This is a genomic window from Coleofasciculus sp. H7-1 (assembly GCF_057473865.1).
Map to the genome: position 1 here is coordinate 1 of NZ_JBYCCT010000015.1, position 15766 is coordinate 15766.

At 48.6% G+C, this 15766-nt stretch carries 11 protein-coding genes; 10 read left to right on the plus strand and 1 reads right to left on the minus strand.

The window, feature by feature from the left end:
* A partial coding sequence (locus AC2VDX_RS04525) for an ATP-binding protein (RefSeq protein ID WP_486928104.1) occupies nucleotides 1-1175 on the plus strand: 1175 nt, incomplete at its 5' end.
* A gap of 44 nt (nucleotides 1176-1219) precedes the next feature.
* Here the strand turns inward: AC2VDX_RS04525 and AC2VDX_RS04530 are convergent.
* The gene (locus AC2VDX_RS04530) at nucleotides 1220-1429 is read right to left on the minus strand and encodes a Nif11-like leader peptide family natural product precursor (RefSeq protein ID WP_378176933.1); all 210 of its coding nucleotides are present in this window, start codon (nucleotides 1427-1429) and stop codon (nucleotides 1220-1222) included.
* 72 nt (nucleotides 1430-1501) lie between these two features.
* Here AC2VDX_RS04530 and AC2VDX_RS04535 point away from each other — a divergent pair, with 72 nt between their 5' ends.
* The 9 genes from AC2VDX_RS04535 (at nucleotide 1502) to AC2VDX_RS04575 (ending at nucleotide 15370) form a co-directional block, all read left to right on the plus strand.
* Nucleotides 1502-3850, plus strand: a complete 2349-nt coding sequence (locus AC2VDX_RS04535) for a substrate-binding domain-containing protein (RefSeq protein WP_486928105.1) — start codon at nucleotides 1502-1504, stop codon at nucleotides 3848-3850.
* 132 nt (nucleotides 3851-3982) lie between these two features.
* Nucleotides 3983-4270: a hypothetical protein gene (locus tag AC2VDX_RS04540; RefSeq protein ID WP_378176927.1), complete on the plus strand. Its 288-nt coding sequence runs from the start codon at nucleotides 3983-3985 to the stop codon at nucleotides 4268-4270.
* Entirely contained in the window at nucleotides 4270-4860 is a 591-nt protein-coding gene (locus tag AC2VDX_RS04545; protein WP_378176924.1) for a phage tail protein, read from the plus strand. Before AC2VDX_RS04540 ends, AC2VDX_RS04545 begins: the two co-directional genes overlap by 1 nt.
* Nucleotides 4861-4879: 19 nt before the next feature.
* Nucleotides 4880-8815, plus strand: a complete 3936-nt coding sequence (locus tag AC2VDX_RS04550; protein WP_486928106.1) for a hypothetical protein — start codon at nucleotides 4880-4882, stop codon at nucleotides 8813-8815.
* Between the two features lie 28 nt (nucleotides 8816-8843).
* On the plus strand, nucleotides 8844-9374 hold the full coding sequence (locus tag AC2VDX_RS04555; protein ID WP_378176918.1) for a CIS tube protein: 531 nt from the start codon (nucleotides 8844-8846) through the stop codon (nucleotides 9372-9374).
* A gap of 397 nt (nucleotides 9375-9771) precedes the next feature.
* Nucleotides 9772-11853: a VgrG-related protein gene (locus AC2VDX_RS04560; protein WP_378176916.1), complete on the plus strand. Its 2082-nt coding sequence runs from the start codon at nucleotides 9772-9774 to the stop codon at nucleotides 11851-11853.
* Nucleotides 11854-11962: 109 nt separating this feature from the next.
* Nucleotides 11963-12256, plus strand: a complete 294-nt coding sequence (locus tag AC2VDX_RS04565; protein ID WP_378176913.1) for a PAAR domain-containing protein — start codon at nucleotides 11963-11965, stop codon at nucleotides 12254-12256.
* Between the two features lie 365 nt (nucleotides 12257-12621).
* Nucleotides 12622-13035 carry a GPW/gp25 family protein gene (locus AC2VDX_RS04570; protein WP_378176910.1) on the plus strand — a complete coding sequence of 138 codons (414 nt, stop codon included), beginning with the start codon at nucleotides 12622-12624 and terminating at the stop codon, nucleotides 13033-13035.
* 127 nt (nucleotides 13036-13162) lie between these two features.
* Entirely contained in the window at nucleotides 13163-15370 is a 2208-nt protein-coding gene (locus AC2VDX_RS04575) for a putative baseplate assembly protein (RefSeq protein WP_378176908.1), read from the plus strand.
* The last annotated feature ends 396 nt before the right edge of the window (nucleotides 15371-15766 follow it).

Genomic DNA, 15766 nt, shown 5'->3' on the forward strand with positions numbered 1-15766 from the left:
TCAGTCCTAAATCCTCATTCCTAGTCCTCAGTCCTAAATCCTCAGTCCTCAGTCCTCATTCCTCAGTCCTCAGTCCTAAATCCTCAGTCCTCAGTCCTAAATCCTCAGTCCTCAGTCCTCATTCCTCAGTCCTCAGTCCTCAGTCCTCAGTCCTCCCTCCTCAGTCCTCCCTCCCCAGTCCTCCCTCCTCCCTCCCCAGTCCTCCCTCCTCAGCCCCCAGCCCTCAGTCCTCAGTCCTCCCTCCTCCCTCCTCCCTCCTCAGCCCTCAGTCCTCAGCCCTCAGTCCTCAGCCCTCCCTCCTCCCTCCTCAAGAAACTCTCAGCACTCTCTTGTGGGATACCTGTCGCTCACAAGCCCGTCAGAGACTCAATGACCTGGCTCAACCCATCATCCCTGGAGCCAGTTGGGATGAGCTGGTCTTGCCAGAAGCACAGCGACAGGTGTTGCGCGACGTTGCCGCCCACGTTCGGCAACGTGCCAAAGTGTACGAAAGCTGGGGATTTGGCGGCAAAGGCGGACGCGGCTTGGGCATCAGTGCCTTATTTGCGGGAGGTAGCGGCACTGGCAAAACAATGGCAGCAGATGTACTGGCTGGAGAATTGCGGCTAGACCTTTATCGCATCGACCTAAGTTCTGTCGTCAGTAAGTATATCGGGGAGACAGAAAAGAACCTGCGGCGCGTATTTGATGCAGCAGAAGCTGGGGGAGCAATTCTGCTGTTCGACGAAGCTGACGCCCTATTTGGCAAGCGTTCTGAGGTGAAAGACAGCCACGATCGCCATGCCAATATTGAAGTTGCCTACCTGCTACAACGCATGGAAGCGTACCGAGGCTTAGCAATTTTGACGACTAATTTAAAAGGTTCTCTCGATCAGGCATTTCTGCGCCGCATTCGTTTTATCGTTCAGTTTCCATTCCCCGATGCCACCCAAAGAGCTGAGATTTGGCAGCGCATCTTCCCGACAGAAACGCCTACTGAAGGGCTAGATCCCGTGAAGCTGGCACGGCTAAGTGTCGCCGGTGGAAACATTCGCAATATTGCCCTAAATGCAGCCTTTATCGCCGCAGACGCCAATGAGTCGGTAGGGATGCAACACATTTTGCAAGCAGCAAAAAGCGAATATGTCAAGCTGGAAAGACCTCTCACCGATGCTGAAGTGAAAGGCTGGGTGTGAAATGAGAAGGCGATCGCGCTTTTGTTCTCTAGTGCTGATTAAACTTATAACCCAGGGATTTCCGACAATTCCCCTTCCAACTCTTCTACCTTAAATCCGGTTGTATCTTTCCATTCTTCAACTGTAAAGTTATAGCCACATTCTTCAGCCATCTTGACTAATGTTTCCAAGTCGGGTGCAGAGTTGAGCTTCTCCCGTAAGGCGGGGTCAGTTTGAACAGCTCTGAAAAGTTTTATTACTTCCTCTGTTGCCATAGCTGTATATTCCAAGTGCGCTAAATCAATGTTACTTTACCATCCACCTATCGCTTATCCGGAGAATTTTCGGTGGCACTGACAAACATTCCCAAAATTATTCTGAGGGAGTTTCTGAGGAGGAACCCCCCCAATTTTAGACTGTACCAATACGGTTGGTTGAGTCGATACGAATGGATTGCACCTGTCGTTGATGAAATCAAAACCGAACTCGATCCCCTAACGCCAGAGGAAGCAACTTCCCAATCAGACCCAACAGAAGTACCGCCGCCTCAATTTACCACGCAAGTTCAGGGGGTTGACCACCTCTACAGACAGTACCGTTGCAAGTATAGTGAAGCCTTAAGCTGTACCTTGCCGCTACAAACGGTTCAGCAAGATCCGACAGCTAAATATTGCTCGGAATGTAGTTTCCCAGCCACCTTAGCCGATAAAAGTGAAATCCGGGGGCGTCGGGGAAGATATCGAATCGAAGGCTTGCTGGGACGCCGGGGAATGGGGCGACTGTACAAGGGAATTCAGGTTGCCGATCAGCAGCCAGTTGTGATTAAAGAGTACCTACTTCCCAACCGTTGTTTCAACGAGGAAGAAACTCGCCTGCGTCAGCAAACCTTCGAGTTAGCAGCGGGTTTGAGTCTAGCAGATGGAAGAGTCCAAGATGTTCGCTTGCGTCACCCTTGGGACGCCATTTCTGACCCGATTGAGGAACGCTGCTACCTCGTTACTACTAGCAATTTAGATACGCATCCAACTCTAAACGCCTGCCTTGCCGCCAATGGTTCGATGACCAGTCGGCAAGTGCGCCAAGTCCTCAACCAAGTCCTACAAACCCTAGAGTTTCTCCACGGTCAAAAGTTCAGTCTGCCCTCCGGTCAGGTGCAGCAGGGAATCGCTCACGGCAATATTAGTTTAGATAGCCTGCTCATGGTGGCAGACGACCAGAAATTTTTTATCCATGTGTGTGATTTGGCGCTTTGGGAACGTCTGTTCGACCTGCCAACTGCCCAAACCATTATCCCTACAGATGCCCAAGACTTAGTAGCTTTGGGATACGTGGCTTTTTACCTGTTAGTAGGACGCTCTACTGACCCCGTTTCCGGTCAGCTTCTTGACCCTAAGGATGAGCAGCAATGGCCTGTGGTGGAACCTCACCTCAAAATGTTCATTTTTCGCCTTTTAGGGCTAGATGTCAGTTTTGAGAGTGCTGAGGAAGCACGACAGGCACTGTTGAAACTGCCGCCGGAGAAACCAGTCGATCTTGTAGTTTTAGACACAGCGCCGCTAGAAAATGAGAAACCCAAGCGTCGTCCTCCCTGGCTGTTGTTGGGTGTTCTGGGAGTGACTTTGTTGGGAATATTGATCTGGTTTCTGATTCCGAAGTCTCAAGCTGGTAATCGTGCCGCCGATGATGATTTTCTGGTTTGTTGCATCAAGGAAATTCCTGGTATTCCTGCTGGTAAGTTTACTTACACAGCGGAAAAAGACGGAACGTGGAGCTATATATTGCGCCACGCCAATCTCATCTCGAAGAATAAAACTTTAGAAGACAAACTAAGAGAACGTCAGCCAAAATTAGAGTTGAATTATCAAGCTGAGCCTTCTGGAGAGGAAGCGATCGCTAAAGTCAGATCGCAACAAGTAGACTTTGCGATTTCCAGCTTGGTGAGTAATTTGACAAGCGAACTAAAGTATAAAGAAGTTGCCTACGATGGGCTGGTCGTGTTTGTTGCCTTCAGCTATGCCAAAAGAGATAAAAGTCTTCCTCAGGCTCTCAATGGTCAAATTACTTTTGAACAATTGCGTCAGCTTTACACTGGCGAAATCACTAATTGGCAAGATTTAGGAGGTCCTGATTTACCTGTAAAACTCTATATTCCGAAAGAAACTGAGGCAGTACGAATATTTGAGCAACGGGTTCTCAAAGATCAGCGGCAAATTGCTCTATTTAGAAAATTAATTCAAAAGAGCGAGCAGCCACGTCCTTTGTTTAAAAATTCTTTCGAGCCAGAAATTCAGCGTCTGTCTACCTTCGAGACTCTGCGACAGGTGATTCGGGACTTTGAGGATGATGAAGTCGGGGGAATTGCCTTTGGCACAATTAGCAAAGTTTTCGGTCAGTGTTCGGCTTATCCTTTAGCTTTAAAAGATGGTAATAAACCGGCAATACAGGCGTTAATTCAAGACAATGGGAAGCCAGTAGAGCCAACAACCGACCTCTGCGATGATAAAGGAAGTTATCGTCCTAACAGGGAATTTTTCAAGAATAGCACCTACCCTTTGGCATATCCCATAACCGTTATTTATTCTGGAGACAACCGCCGTATCCCTGCCGGTCAAAAGTTTGCCGATTTGCTAAGAACTCGTGAGGCACAGCGACTGCTGAGCAAAGCAGGACTGGTGCCGTTGCAACCGCTAGAATAGTTTTTAGATAATCACCTGCTAGATTAGATTTCTGGAGGTTAATGGCGAATAGCTATTAGCTAAATTTAGACCTTTGTCTAGCAATCAGCCAAAAACGGGTGCCCTAAAATAACAGGAAGTTCTGGTTTTTTTATGAACAGGTATTCTTCCCGACCAGCGGTTTCCGGCGCGATCGCTAATCTGGGGACACAACCCTATCTACAACCCATTGGGAGTAGCGCCCGTCCGGCTGGGCACGCCGCACCGGCTTTAGTTCCCAGTAACATTAAAGATAACCAAACTGCGGTTTCAAAGACAGCAGCTAAAGTTCTGCGCGATCCTTTATTGCTGCGGCAGTTGAGCGATCGCGTCTATGAATTGATGCTTGAAGATTTACGTCGTCAAAGGGAACGCAGTAGAAACTACGGAGGATACTTCTGATGCCCGCCCCACTGCCACCAGCACAGCCGTCTACATCAAGTCGCAATAATGGAAACAACAAAAATGGCACTAGCGTCCGCGAACTGAACTACGTTACTGCCAATCGCTTCTATGTAGAAATTCAAAGTAATATTACTGCCTGTTTCACCGAGTGCCAAGGCTTGGGTGTCACGATAAAAGCTGAAAAACACTATGAAGGCGGTGTCAACGATCAACAGAGAATTTTTCTGGGTCAGGCAGAATTTACAGACGTAACCCTCAAGCGTGGCATCACCAATGATTTAGTTTTTTGGGATTGGATTAGTAAAATATTAAGCGATGTTGGGCGCAATAAAGGCAATAATCTTCCGAAGAAAGAACGTCGTAACATTAATATTTTAGTATTCAACCCGGCAGGTGAAACAATGCAGTGTTGGACTCTAATTGGTGCTGTTCCTGTTGCTTGGAAGTCAGCCTCATTAAATGCAGACTCCAATACGGTGGCGATTGAAGAGTTAACGCTGTCATACGAGGGTTTGCAGGTTGATAAGTCACGCACTGGCGGTTCTTCAATTTCCGGTGGGCGCGATAGTTTGGGATACTTCGCCTAGTAATTAATACAACAAAAATATGGCGGAACATGAGGGCACAGAAACAAGGAACAATCTTCCCGATGGAGAAACGATACCTCAAGAACCCCTTGGGATCAAAAACCCCTTGCTTCCACCTAATCCGTTAGGGCAGAAATTACTAAATCCTAAATTTTTGCATCCGTTAGGAGCGAGATCGATTACAGTTTTCAATCCTTCCGGTTTTTTCTCTGAGGAAATGTCGGATGAATTTCCGCCGGATAATCCTTTCAAGAATTCACCCTTTTTTGCAGAATCCCAAGACTCACAATTAAGTGAATCGGTCGATGTTGACGCCGCACCGATCTCGGCAGATGCTGCTTTGCCAGTCATGCGGGCAACCAATCCAACATTAGTACAACCCGTTTTAGCAACCGAACCACCAGCTCAAAAAGCAGCAGCGATTGACGTTTCCACGGCACTACAGACATCTGAAATAACTAAGGCGATCGCTAGTTCACCCTCACCCAGCACAATTCAAAGGACAGCAGAAATTGACGAACAAACGGCACCCATTGCAGCAGCAAGTGAAATAACTAAGGCGATCGCTAGTTCGTCCTCACCTAGCACAATTCAAAGGGCAGTAGAAATTGACGAACAAACGGCACCCATTGCAGCAGCAAGTGAAATAACTAACGCGATCGCTAGTTCGTCCTCACCTAGCACAATTCAAAGGGCAGTAGAAATTGACGAACAAACGGCACCCATTGCAGCAGCAAGTGAAATAACTAACGCGATCGCTAGTTCGCCCTCTTCAACTACGCCTTCATCGGTGCCAACAGAAACACTTGCCACCGCCCCAAAGCTGGAACAACCGCTGTTACAAACAGAACCCGACGAAATTCAAAGGGCAGTAGAAATTGACGAACAAACGGCACCCATTGCAGCAGCAAGTGAAATAACTAACGCGATCGCTAGTTCGTCCTCACCTAGCACAATTCAAAGGACAGCGGCGATTGAGGCTTCTACGACACCAGATGCAGCAAAGACACTACAAGCAAGTGAGATAAGCAACGCGATCGCTATTTCGCCCTCTTCAACCACGCCTTCATCAGCACCGTCAAATCCAACCACAAGCGTCCCAACACTAGAACAACCGCTGTTACAAACAGAATCATCCGTTCAAAGGACAGCAGCGATTGACGCTTCCACGACACTACAGACATCTGAGATAAGCAACGCGATCGCTACTTCGCCCTCACCCAGCACAATTCAAAGGACAGCAGCGATAGAGGCTTCCACGACACCAGATGCAGCCGCGACACTACAAGCAAGTGAGATAAGCAAGGCGATCGCTACTTCACCCTCTTCAACCACGCCTTCATCAGCACCGTTAGAAACACTTACAACCGTACCAACACTGGAACAACCGCTGTTACAAACAGAACCTCATCAAGTTCAAAGGGCAACCGAAATTGACACCCCCACGGCACTACAGACATCTGAAATAACTAACGCGATCGCTACTTCGCCCTCTTCAACCACGCTTTCATCGGTGCCAACAGAGACAACCGCAACCGAACCAAGGTTAGGACAAGCCTTTTTGGATACAGAATCACAAGTTCAAAGGGCACCAGCGATTGACGAACAAATAGCACCAAATGTAGCATCAGCACCGCCAGAGACAATTGCTAGCCAACCAACTTTAGGACAAACTCTTTCGGATACAGAACCACAAGTTCAAAGGGCATCAGCGATTGAGGAACTCACGTCATTTATTACAGCACCAGAACAGATGAGCCAGGTGAAAAACGCTCTGGCTGACTCGTCCTCGCCCACTATGCCTTCATCTGTGCAGCCAGATCCAGCCGTCATCGAACCAACGGTAGAACAACCGCTATTACAAGCTGAACTGCAAGTTCAAAAGGCACAAATGCCTCAGCCGTTAACTGCACCACAAGTTGCATCGGTGCCACCAGAGACAGAGTTAGAACTTACTTCAGCAGTGAGCGAATTAACCGCAGTCTCTAATTTGACCACTTCCAACACTGTGCCGGAAGTCACTACAGATCGAGTTGTTGTACAACCCCTGTCGGAAACAGAAGCAGCAAACCACAGAGAAGCTACGTTATCAAATGTTACGGAACCGATTGAGTCGCCAATGTCATTTTCTGCGGTTACAGAGGCAGAATCAGTTGAAATGCCAGCGATCGCTTCCGATAAGATAACAGTTGACCGTTCGGACAGCATAGCCCCTGCAACAAACGTAGAATCGCTAGTTCAAAAGGCACCTGTGCTTTCAGTAGCCACAGAACCAGATGAACCCCCACTGTCGCAAAAGACGGAGGATGCGATCGCTTCTTCCACCAATTCTATACAGGTGCCTGAAAGTACAACAACGCCAGACGCGATTGTGCAAGCGAAATTAGCAACCGAATCGGCAAGTGAAGATTTGACTGGATTGGCACAAGATGCGATCGCTTCCACCAATTCTATACAGGTGCCTGAAAGTACAACAACGCCAGACGCGATTGTGCAAGCGAAATTAGCAACCGAATCGGCAAGTGAAGATTTGACTGGATTGGCACAAGATGCGATCGCTTCCACCACCGATTCCATACAAGTGCCTGAAAGTACAACAACGTCAGACACTACGGTAATCCAAGCGAAATTAGCAACCGAATCGGCAAGTGAAGATTTGACAAGGTTGGCAAAAGATGCGATCGCTTCCACCAATTCCATACAGGTGCCTGAAAGTACAACAACGCCAGACACTACGGTAATCCAAGCGAAATTAGCAACCGAATCGGCAAGTAAAGATTTGACAAGGTTGGCAAAAGATGCGATCGCTTCCACCAATTCTATACAGGTGCCTGAAAGTACAACAACGCCAGACGCGATTGTGCAAGCGAAATTAGCAACCGAATCGGCAAGTGAAGATTTGACTGGATTGGCAAAAGATGCGATCGCTTCCATCACCGATTCCATACAAGTGCCTGAAAGTACAACAACGTCAGACACTACGGTAATCCAAGCGAAATTAGCAACCGAATCGGCAAGTAAAAAATTGACAGGATTGGCAGAAGATGCGATCGCTTCCACATCCTCTGCCAATCCCCCTGTACAGGTGCCCCAAAGCACACAAATTACAGAACCCACCGTTATACAACCTCTGGTGGAAACAGAGCCGCTTGAGGAGAGAGAAGAACTGCCTCAATTACCTCAAGTGCTGACAAATCTATCCATTCTCAGCCCTCTAGCTCAACAATCCAACCTTCTTGCTTCCCCATTTTCAGACACAGGAAGCAAGAAGGTTGAGGCATCCTTCCTTGCACCGATTACCTCAAACTTCTCGCCTGCTTCGGAGCAGTCTATTCCTATCCAGAGAATGCCAGAAGAGTCATGGAAGAAAAATCAAGAAGCTACAGCATTTCCAAGCAGCATAGAACAAGTGCAAGCAGCAACTTCTTCCCTTTCCTCTCCCTCTGAGACTCTACCTTCTGCAAACAGTTCTACGAACACCAGAGAGATACCAACATCTTGGTCAAGTATTTTTGAATTACTAGGCGAGAGTACACCTAAAGCAAGCGAATCGATAGTTGTACAACCCCTCTCAGAACCGAGGACGTGGGATGCAGCGCCAAAGCCGATAGTTTCCAAAGCATCCGACTACAACAGCTCCCAATCAAATATTTCCCAGCCCATGATAAATTCCCAACAAAACAATAGTTTGGGCAATGTTATTCAGACATATTCCATGCCCTCGCGTCGCACATCAGCCTCTGGAATGGAAGCTCTTATACAGTTGATGGGGGAGGCTGATAGCCAAGTAGGAGCAATCGATCAAAGCTTGTCTAGCGTTGATGATTCCTCACCGGAGGAAGCCGCTGACAACTTAGAAATTCTAGCTCGTGAGGTCTATAGTTTTATACGGCAACGGTTGGAAATAGAGCGAGAGCGTCGAGGAAACAACTATTCAGGACGCCTGCCCTGGTAAAGTCACTGCCATTATTAAGGAGAATGATATGTCAACCACTCGTCTGGTCAAAGCAAAACTTATTCCAAAGGTTCCAGCGCAGGGTGTGGACACCATTGAGTTCATGTTCAACCCCACCAAACTTTCCTTCAGCCGGAGTGTTCAAATCAATTCCCCTCAAGGCGCACGTACTGCTAAAGGACTGCCGAAAGTCAGCTTCCAAAGTATAGATCCTTACAAGCTCACCATCTCAGAGATTCTGTTTGATACCTATGAAGAAGGCACCAGCGTCCTCTGGTACATCAACAAATTGAAAAAAGCTGTTGAGTTTGCCGATGGTCAAGATGTCCCGCCCGTCTATGTATTTACCTGGGGTGCCCAAGAATACCTGCGTTGCTTTGTGCAATCACTCAGCTACGAACTGACCATGTTTCTACCTGATGGCACTCCAGTGCGGGCTTCAGCTAGCCTGACCCTCCACGAGGTAGATGTACTTATCCCCCCAGGCTCTCCGGAAGCTCCTTCTAGTGTGAATCGCGTCGGGGAGAGTCGAGACAGCAAGACTCGAAAGGCGACATGAGTGGTAATCATTTGTTTGGTGGCGCGGAACCAGAATGGTTAGAAAAAGAATTGTAGTTCGACCTTTGGAGAATGGGCGATCGCGTAGAGTTTCTTCTAAACTAGCTGAAACTCTCGTTCTAAATTTTGAATTTAGATTTTAGATCAGGACTCGCCGCACATCACCACATCTGAGGGCAACCACAGGGGGATTGCCCCTACAAAACGCTATATGTATAAGCTTTGCCTAAGTCCTGAGATTAATGTCTGCGCGGGTTTATAGATACTTTCGACAATTGGGCAATCATCAGCGTGTAGAATGCCCCTATTCAAATACCAAAGATTAAAAAAATTGCCAGTTAGCCTTTAATCCAAAATCTAAAATTTAGAATCTAAAATCATTTACGTGTTGCCTACAAATGCCAGAGAATACAGCCCGCTACATATCCCATCCCCAAATAAAGATTGATGGAGATGATGCTCCTGGGAGTTTGATGGAAGATATTCTTCAAATCTCCGTGGAAGAAAGCCTCCATCTCCCAGCCATGTTTACCCTAATCATCCGGAACGACTACTTTCCGGGGCGCGAAGGAGAAGAACTTTGGCGCTACGAAAACTTATTAACAATTGGGAAATCCGTCCAGATTGGTTTTAAATCCAGCACTACAGAAGATGCTGATTTTGACGATACACAGCAAGGTAACATCCTGAATGGCGAGATTACGGCAATTGAAACCCACTTTACCAGTGGCTCTCAAGCTCCGGTCGTGATTCGCGGGTATGACGTTTCCCACCGCCTACATCGGGGACGCTACAACCGCTCTTTCCAAAACATGACCGATACTGACATTGTTCGGCAGATTATCGGTGAATTGGGGATTACAGCGGGCACCATTGACGAAAGCGGGGGTCCTTATGGCTTTGGCGATCCAGTTGGCTATATTTTCCAAGAAAATCAAACCAACATGGAATTCTTGCGAGAACGGGCAGCTCGGAACGGCTTTGAGTTGTTTGTGCAAGATGGGAAACTGCACTTCCGCAAGCCGGTGGCGGGTGATTCTTTGGCTCTCAAGTGGTTGCAAGAAATACATAGTTTCCAGGTTCGGGTGACAAGTGCAGAACAGGTAGATTCTGTTGAAGTGAGAGCTTGGGATTATAAAAGTAAACAGGTGATTGCATCTACTAAAAGTAGTCAAACAACACAGGTCATTACCGATACTAAACAAGGTAAGGGCAAAGCGACTAGCACTAGCTTTAGCAGTACCCCCAAGATGATTGTTGTCGATCAGCCAGTCTCTTCTCAGGCAGAATCAGACGCGATCGCGCAAGCTTTGTATAACGAATTATCGGGGGAATTTGTCTACGCTGATGCCAAGGCTGAGGGCGATCCTCGAATTCGACCGGGACGGGTCATAAACTTGGCAAGTATGGGAAAATACAGCGGCAAGTATTACGTCACGACAACCCGTCACGTCTACCAGGAACGGTTCTATACTACCGAATTTAGCGTGCGGGGATTGCGGGGAGACGATCTTCTAGCAACCTTGTCTCCCCGAACCCATCTTCAAGCCGGACAAACGTTGTTAGTGGGGATTGTCACCAATAACAAAGATCCCAAAAAATGGGGTCGAGTTAGAGTAAAATTCCCCACTTTAACAGAGGAACACGAAAGTAACTGGGCAAGAGTGGTGGGGGCAGGAGCTGGTGTAAATCGCGGTTTTGACTGTCTGCCAGAGGTCAACGACGAGGTATTAGTTGCCTTTGAACACGGCGATATCCATCGCCCCTACGTCATTGGCGGAGTCTGGAATGGTAAAGATGCACCGCCGGAAGATGTGAATAATACAATTTCAGGTGAGGGAAAAGTCCGGCTGCGGACGTTTAAAACCCGTACCGGGCATAAATTTCAGTTTGTGGAAGAAGATAAAGATACCAGTAAGGCTGGCTTCTATATTGAGACGATAGGCGCTCATAAATGTCACATGAATGACAGCGAAAAGTTTGTGGAAATTAAAACCACTGACGGTCATTATGTACGCCTAGACGATCAAAATAAGAAGATCGAAATTAAAACTAAAGGCGGTCATAAGATATTAATTGACGATCTCAATAAGAGGCTGGATATTACAACCACTGGCGGTCAGAAGTTGCTGATGAATGACACGACTAATACCATCACGATGCAGGCAGTGCAAAAAGTGAGTATTTCAGCACCATTGGAAATTCTGCTGCAATCAGGTCCTAGCAGTATAAAACTGGCACCTGCTGGCATAGAATTTCAAACCGCAGCCAAATTAAGCGCTCAAGCAGGCGGAATCTTAGACTTGAAGTCTGGGGGTGCTGCCACTATGAAATCTGGTGCGGCTTTGTCGCTGCAATCTGGCGGTGCTGTGAGCGTGCAGTCTGCCGCAGCGTTGAACCTGCAAGCAGGTGCGGCGGTGGCGATTATGGCAGCTGCCACAGCCAGTATGACCGCGCCGCTGATTCGGCTGAATTGTTAACAATTGCGGGTGGCAAAGAAGAAATAGCGATCGCGACCAATGGCTAATGCCTAACCATACGAAGGTGGTACACAATTAGCCAGTCTTCGATTAACAATTAAGGAAGTCAATGTTACCAGTAGCCGTACTAGGCGATGTCGCTAGTGGTAGTCCCATTATTGGACCTGGGGCACCAACCGTGCTAGTTATGGGGCGACCTATCGCTTGTATGGGAGATGCTGTCGCTGGCCCGTCGATTGCTGGCGGTGTTCTCGCTATGCCTTGTTCTGTCACCGTCCTGGCTTGCGGACGTCCAGTGGCGCATATGGGCACAATGGCTGTGGGAGTGACTCCTACTGTGCCTCCAGTTCCCATTTCTTTACCTGTTATTGCCACAGGCGTCACAGTATTAGTTATCCCTTAATTAGCAATTAAGGAGGTGGAATTATTATTAGGATTGGGTTAGCGATCGCGTAACCCATCCAGATGTTGGGTTTCCTACGTCAAACGCCACGCCTCTCAACGCGGGAAACACAATCTGCACGGGGGTGGCTCCCATTCCCTACGAAAATCTTCAATTTAATTGCATCTAAAAGCTGATAGTTTGAGGAATCTTTCACTTTCTTCAAAGCCAAGACTTTCTTCGGCTACAACCCGCTTTGGGGTAGAAGGGCACCGCACCTAGAACCTAGGCTAAAGCCAGCGCCGGGATAACTCGACTTTTGGCGAATAGTCTGGGACTTTCAGCTTTAGTAAAGTGGCTGCGATACTAGGCACAGAGTCACTTTTATGCCAGAAGGATCGGATAAGCAGCGCCGCCACTTGGGTACGGGATGGTCTTTCCCACTACGGGTGAACGTACAGGGAGGGCTTCAACTCAGTTCCGCAGAACGGAATATCGAAGAATCTATTCGGATTATCCTGCGGACTGAAATTGGAGAAAGGGTGTATCGACCCAATTTTGGGTCGCGCTTATCGGAAATGGTCTTTGCGCCCATGAATACCCAAACCCTTCTGCTGTTGCGTTTGCACGTACAAGAAGCTCTAGAAATGTGGGAGCCGCGCATTGTCATCGATCTGGTGCGTACCGATCCCGATCCCATCCGAGGTCGGGTGGATATTATTGTGGAATACCACCCTAAGGGCACTTATGATGCTCTTAGCTTGGTCTATCCTTTTTACCTGAACGGCAAAGAGGAGTAATGGTTAAGGAGGGTTTTGAGTAAGAAGAGAATTCTTTAATTCAAAATTCAAACCTGATTTATCGCATCTCTACAACTTTTGCCCAATTACTAATTACCAATTCCCAGTTACCTATTATTTATTAATAATGGACTTTGATTTTTTACCCAAGTTACCGAAGTCCGATTTAGATGATCGGACATTCAAAGATTTAGTAGATGAGTGCATTCTGCGAATTCCTCGCTATTGTCCGGAGTGGACGAATTATAACCCTAGCGATCCAGGCATCACGCTGATTGAGCTATTTGCGTGGCTGACTGACCAAATGTTGCTGCGGTTCAATCAAGTTCCCCGTCGCAACTACGTTGCTTTTTTAGAGTTATTAGGGGTGCGCCTGCAAGCTCCAGTTCCAGCTCAGACAGACTTGACTTTTTATCTGAGTGCTGCTTTGCCCGAACCGTATACGATTCCATCTGGGGTGGAAATTGCCACCGTCAGGACAGAAACTGAGCAAGCGATTGTCTTCAGTACCAACCAGCCGCTGGTGATTGGCAAGCCGAGTATCCGACATTTTCTAACGGCTCAGACGGTTGAAGATACTCCCCAAATGTTGCGCGATCGCTTCACGAACCTTTGGACTTTGCGCCCTGACGGTGAGTGGATGGGTAGAGAATTAGCCTTTTTTGATGAGCAACCCCAGTCGGGAAATTGCTTTTATCTGGTATTCGACCCGGAGGACGAATGCGAAGGGAATGTTTTGGCAGTCAAGTTTAAAGGAGAAGTGGCGACATCCACCGGCATTAATCCCGACGCGCCTCCTCGCCGCTGGGAAGCTTGGAATGGCGCGTACTGGCAGCCAGTTTTGTTGCAGGAAGCCGACGATGGCACTAAAGGATTTAGTTTCAGCGAATTCGCCCGTACTGGGAGCAATCCCCTTCAGAGTGGGGATGTCGTGCTACATCTGCCCCAACGCTGGCCGGTGAGCCACTTCCTCACCTACCAGGGTCGCTGGCTGCGCTGCGTTTATAGTCACATCGACCCTACGCAACCGGGTTACAGTAGTTCCCCGCGCATTGTGAGTTTGTCGGCGAGGGCGATTGGTGGTACTGTCCTCGCTTCTCAATGCGAACAGGTTAGAAATGAACTTTTGGGAGAAAGCGACGGTACGCCCGGTCAAACTTTCCAATTGCAAGGCGTTCCTATTTTGACACGGCGGGAAGATGAATACATTCTGGTGAGTCCGCCTGGAGCCTTGCCTCAAATATGGACAGAAGTCAATGACTTTGCCGATTCTGGCCCCCAGGATCTTCACTACACGATTGACTCGCGGACTGGGATGGTTCAGTTTGGTCCCCTGATTCGAGAACCCGCCCAACTCCAGCAGCAGACGCAGTTGCGTGCGAGAACGCAGATGCAGAACCTGGTGAGCGATCGCCTGCTGAATGCCAGTCCCCGTCCCGAAGAAGTGCGATCGCTAGAGCGTCAATATGGTGCAGTGCCGCCTAAAGGCTCCGCGATTCGCATGGTCGCCTACCGCACGGGAGGAGGTCGAAAAGGCAATGTTCAACGAGGAACCATTACCATCCCCAAGTCAGCAGTCCCCTACGTTGCCAGAGTCATTAACCATATCCCCGCCCGCAACGGTGCCGACGCCGAATCCTTGGAAGACGCCGTCATCCGAGTGCCAGCAATGCTCCGCACCCGCGATCGCGCCGTCACCCCCGAAGATTTTGAGGTACTGGCACTACAGGCAGCAGGCGGTGGCGTGGCTCGTGCCCGTTGTCTGACTCCTACCGATAGTAGCGAAGCCGGAACCGTCCGACTGATGCTGGTGCCCCAGGCGAATACGGATGCGATCGCGCGGGGGGAAGGCATTCACCCAGACCTATTTTCCCTCAGCCCTCAACTGAGCGAGCAAATCCATGCTTACCTGAATGAGCGACGACTGCTGGGAGTGCAAGTGCGTCTGCAAGCACCCGAATATATCGGAGTGTCCGTTCAAACTGAAGTGGCACTAGAGCCAGAGTACAACAACCCCCGCGCCCAAGAAGAAATTCTTCTGAAATTACGGGTAGCCCTGTACCGCTTCCTCAACCCGCTTACTGGCGGGATGGATGGGAAAGGTTGGCCTTTCGGACGCCCCCTTTATCCTTCAGACATCGTCACCTTATTCCAGCAAATTCCAGGCGTTCGCTATTTAGGTGTGGTGCAGCTGTTTGAGTTGCGTCAGCAGGAACAAACCTGGGTACGAACACTGCCTCAAAATCCGGTCATCGATCCCGGTCCTTTAGGGTTAGTCTGTTCCTGGCTGAACACTCGCCTGCGCTCCGGTCATGTCGTCAACCTGATTCAATAAAGGACACAGGGATGAGGGCTGAGGACTGAGTGCAAGGGTGAAGAGAATGAGAAAGTAGTATCAGTTATTCTAGATTTTTGACCTCGCCTGCGCTCCGGTCATGTCGTCAACCTGATTCAATAAAGGACACAGGGATGAGGGATGAGGGCTGAGGGCTGAGGACTGAGTGCAAGGGTGAAGAGAATGAGAAAGTAGTATCAGTTATTCTAGATTTTTGACCTCGCCTGCGCTCTGGTCATGTCGTCAACCTGATTCAATAAAGGACACAGGGATGAGGGCTGAGGACTGAGTGCAAGGGTGAAGAGAATGAGAAAGTAGTATCAGTTATTCTAGATTTTTGACTGCTGTGGCTTTTCACTTTCTGATTCCTCATTCAGTCCTCCTCCCTCACTCCTG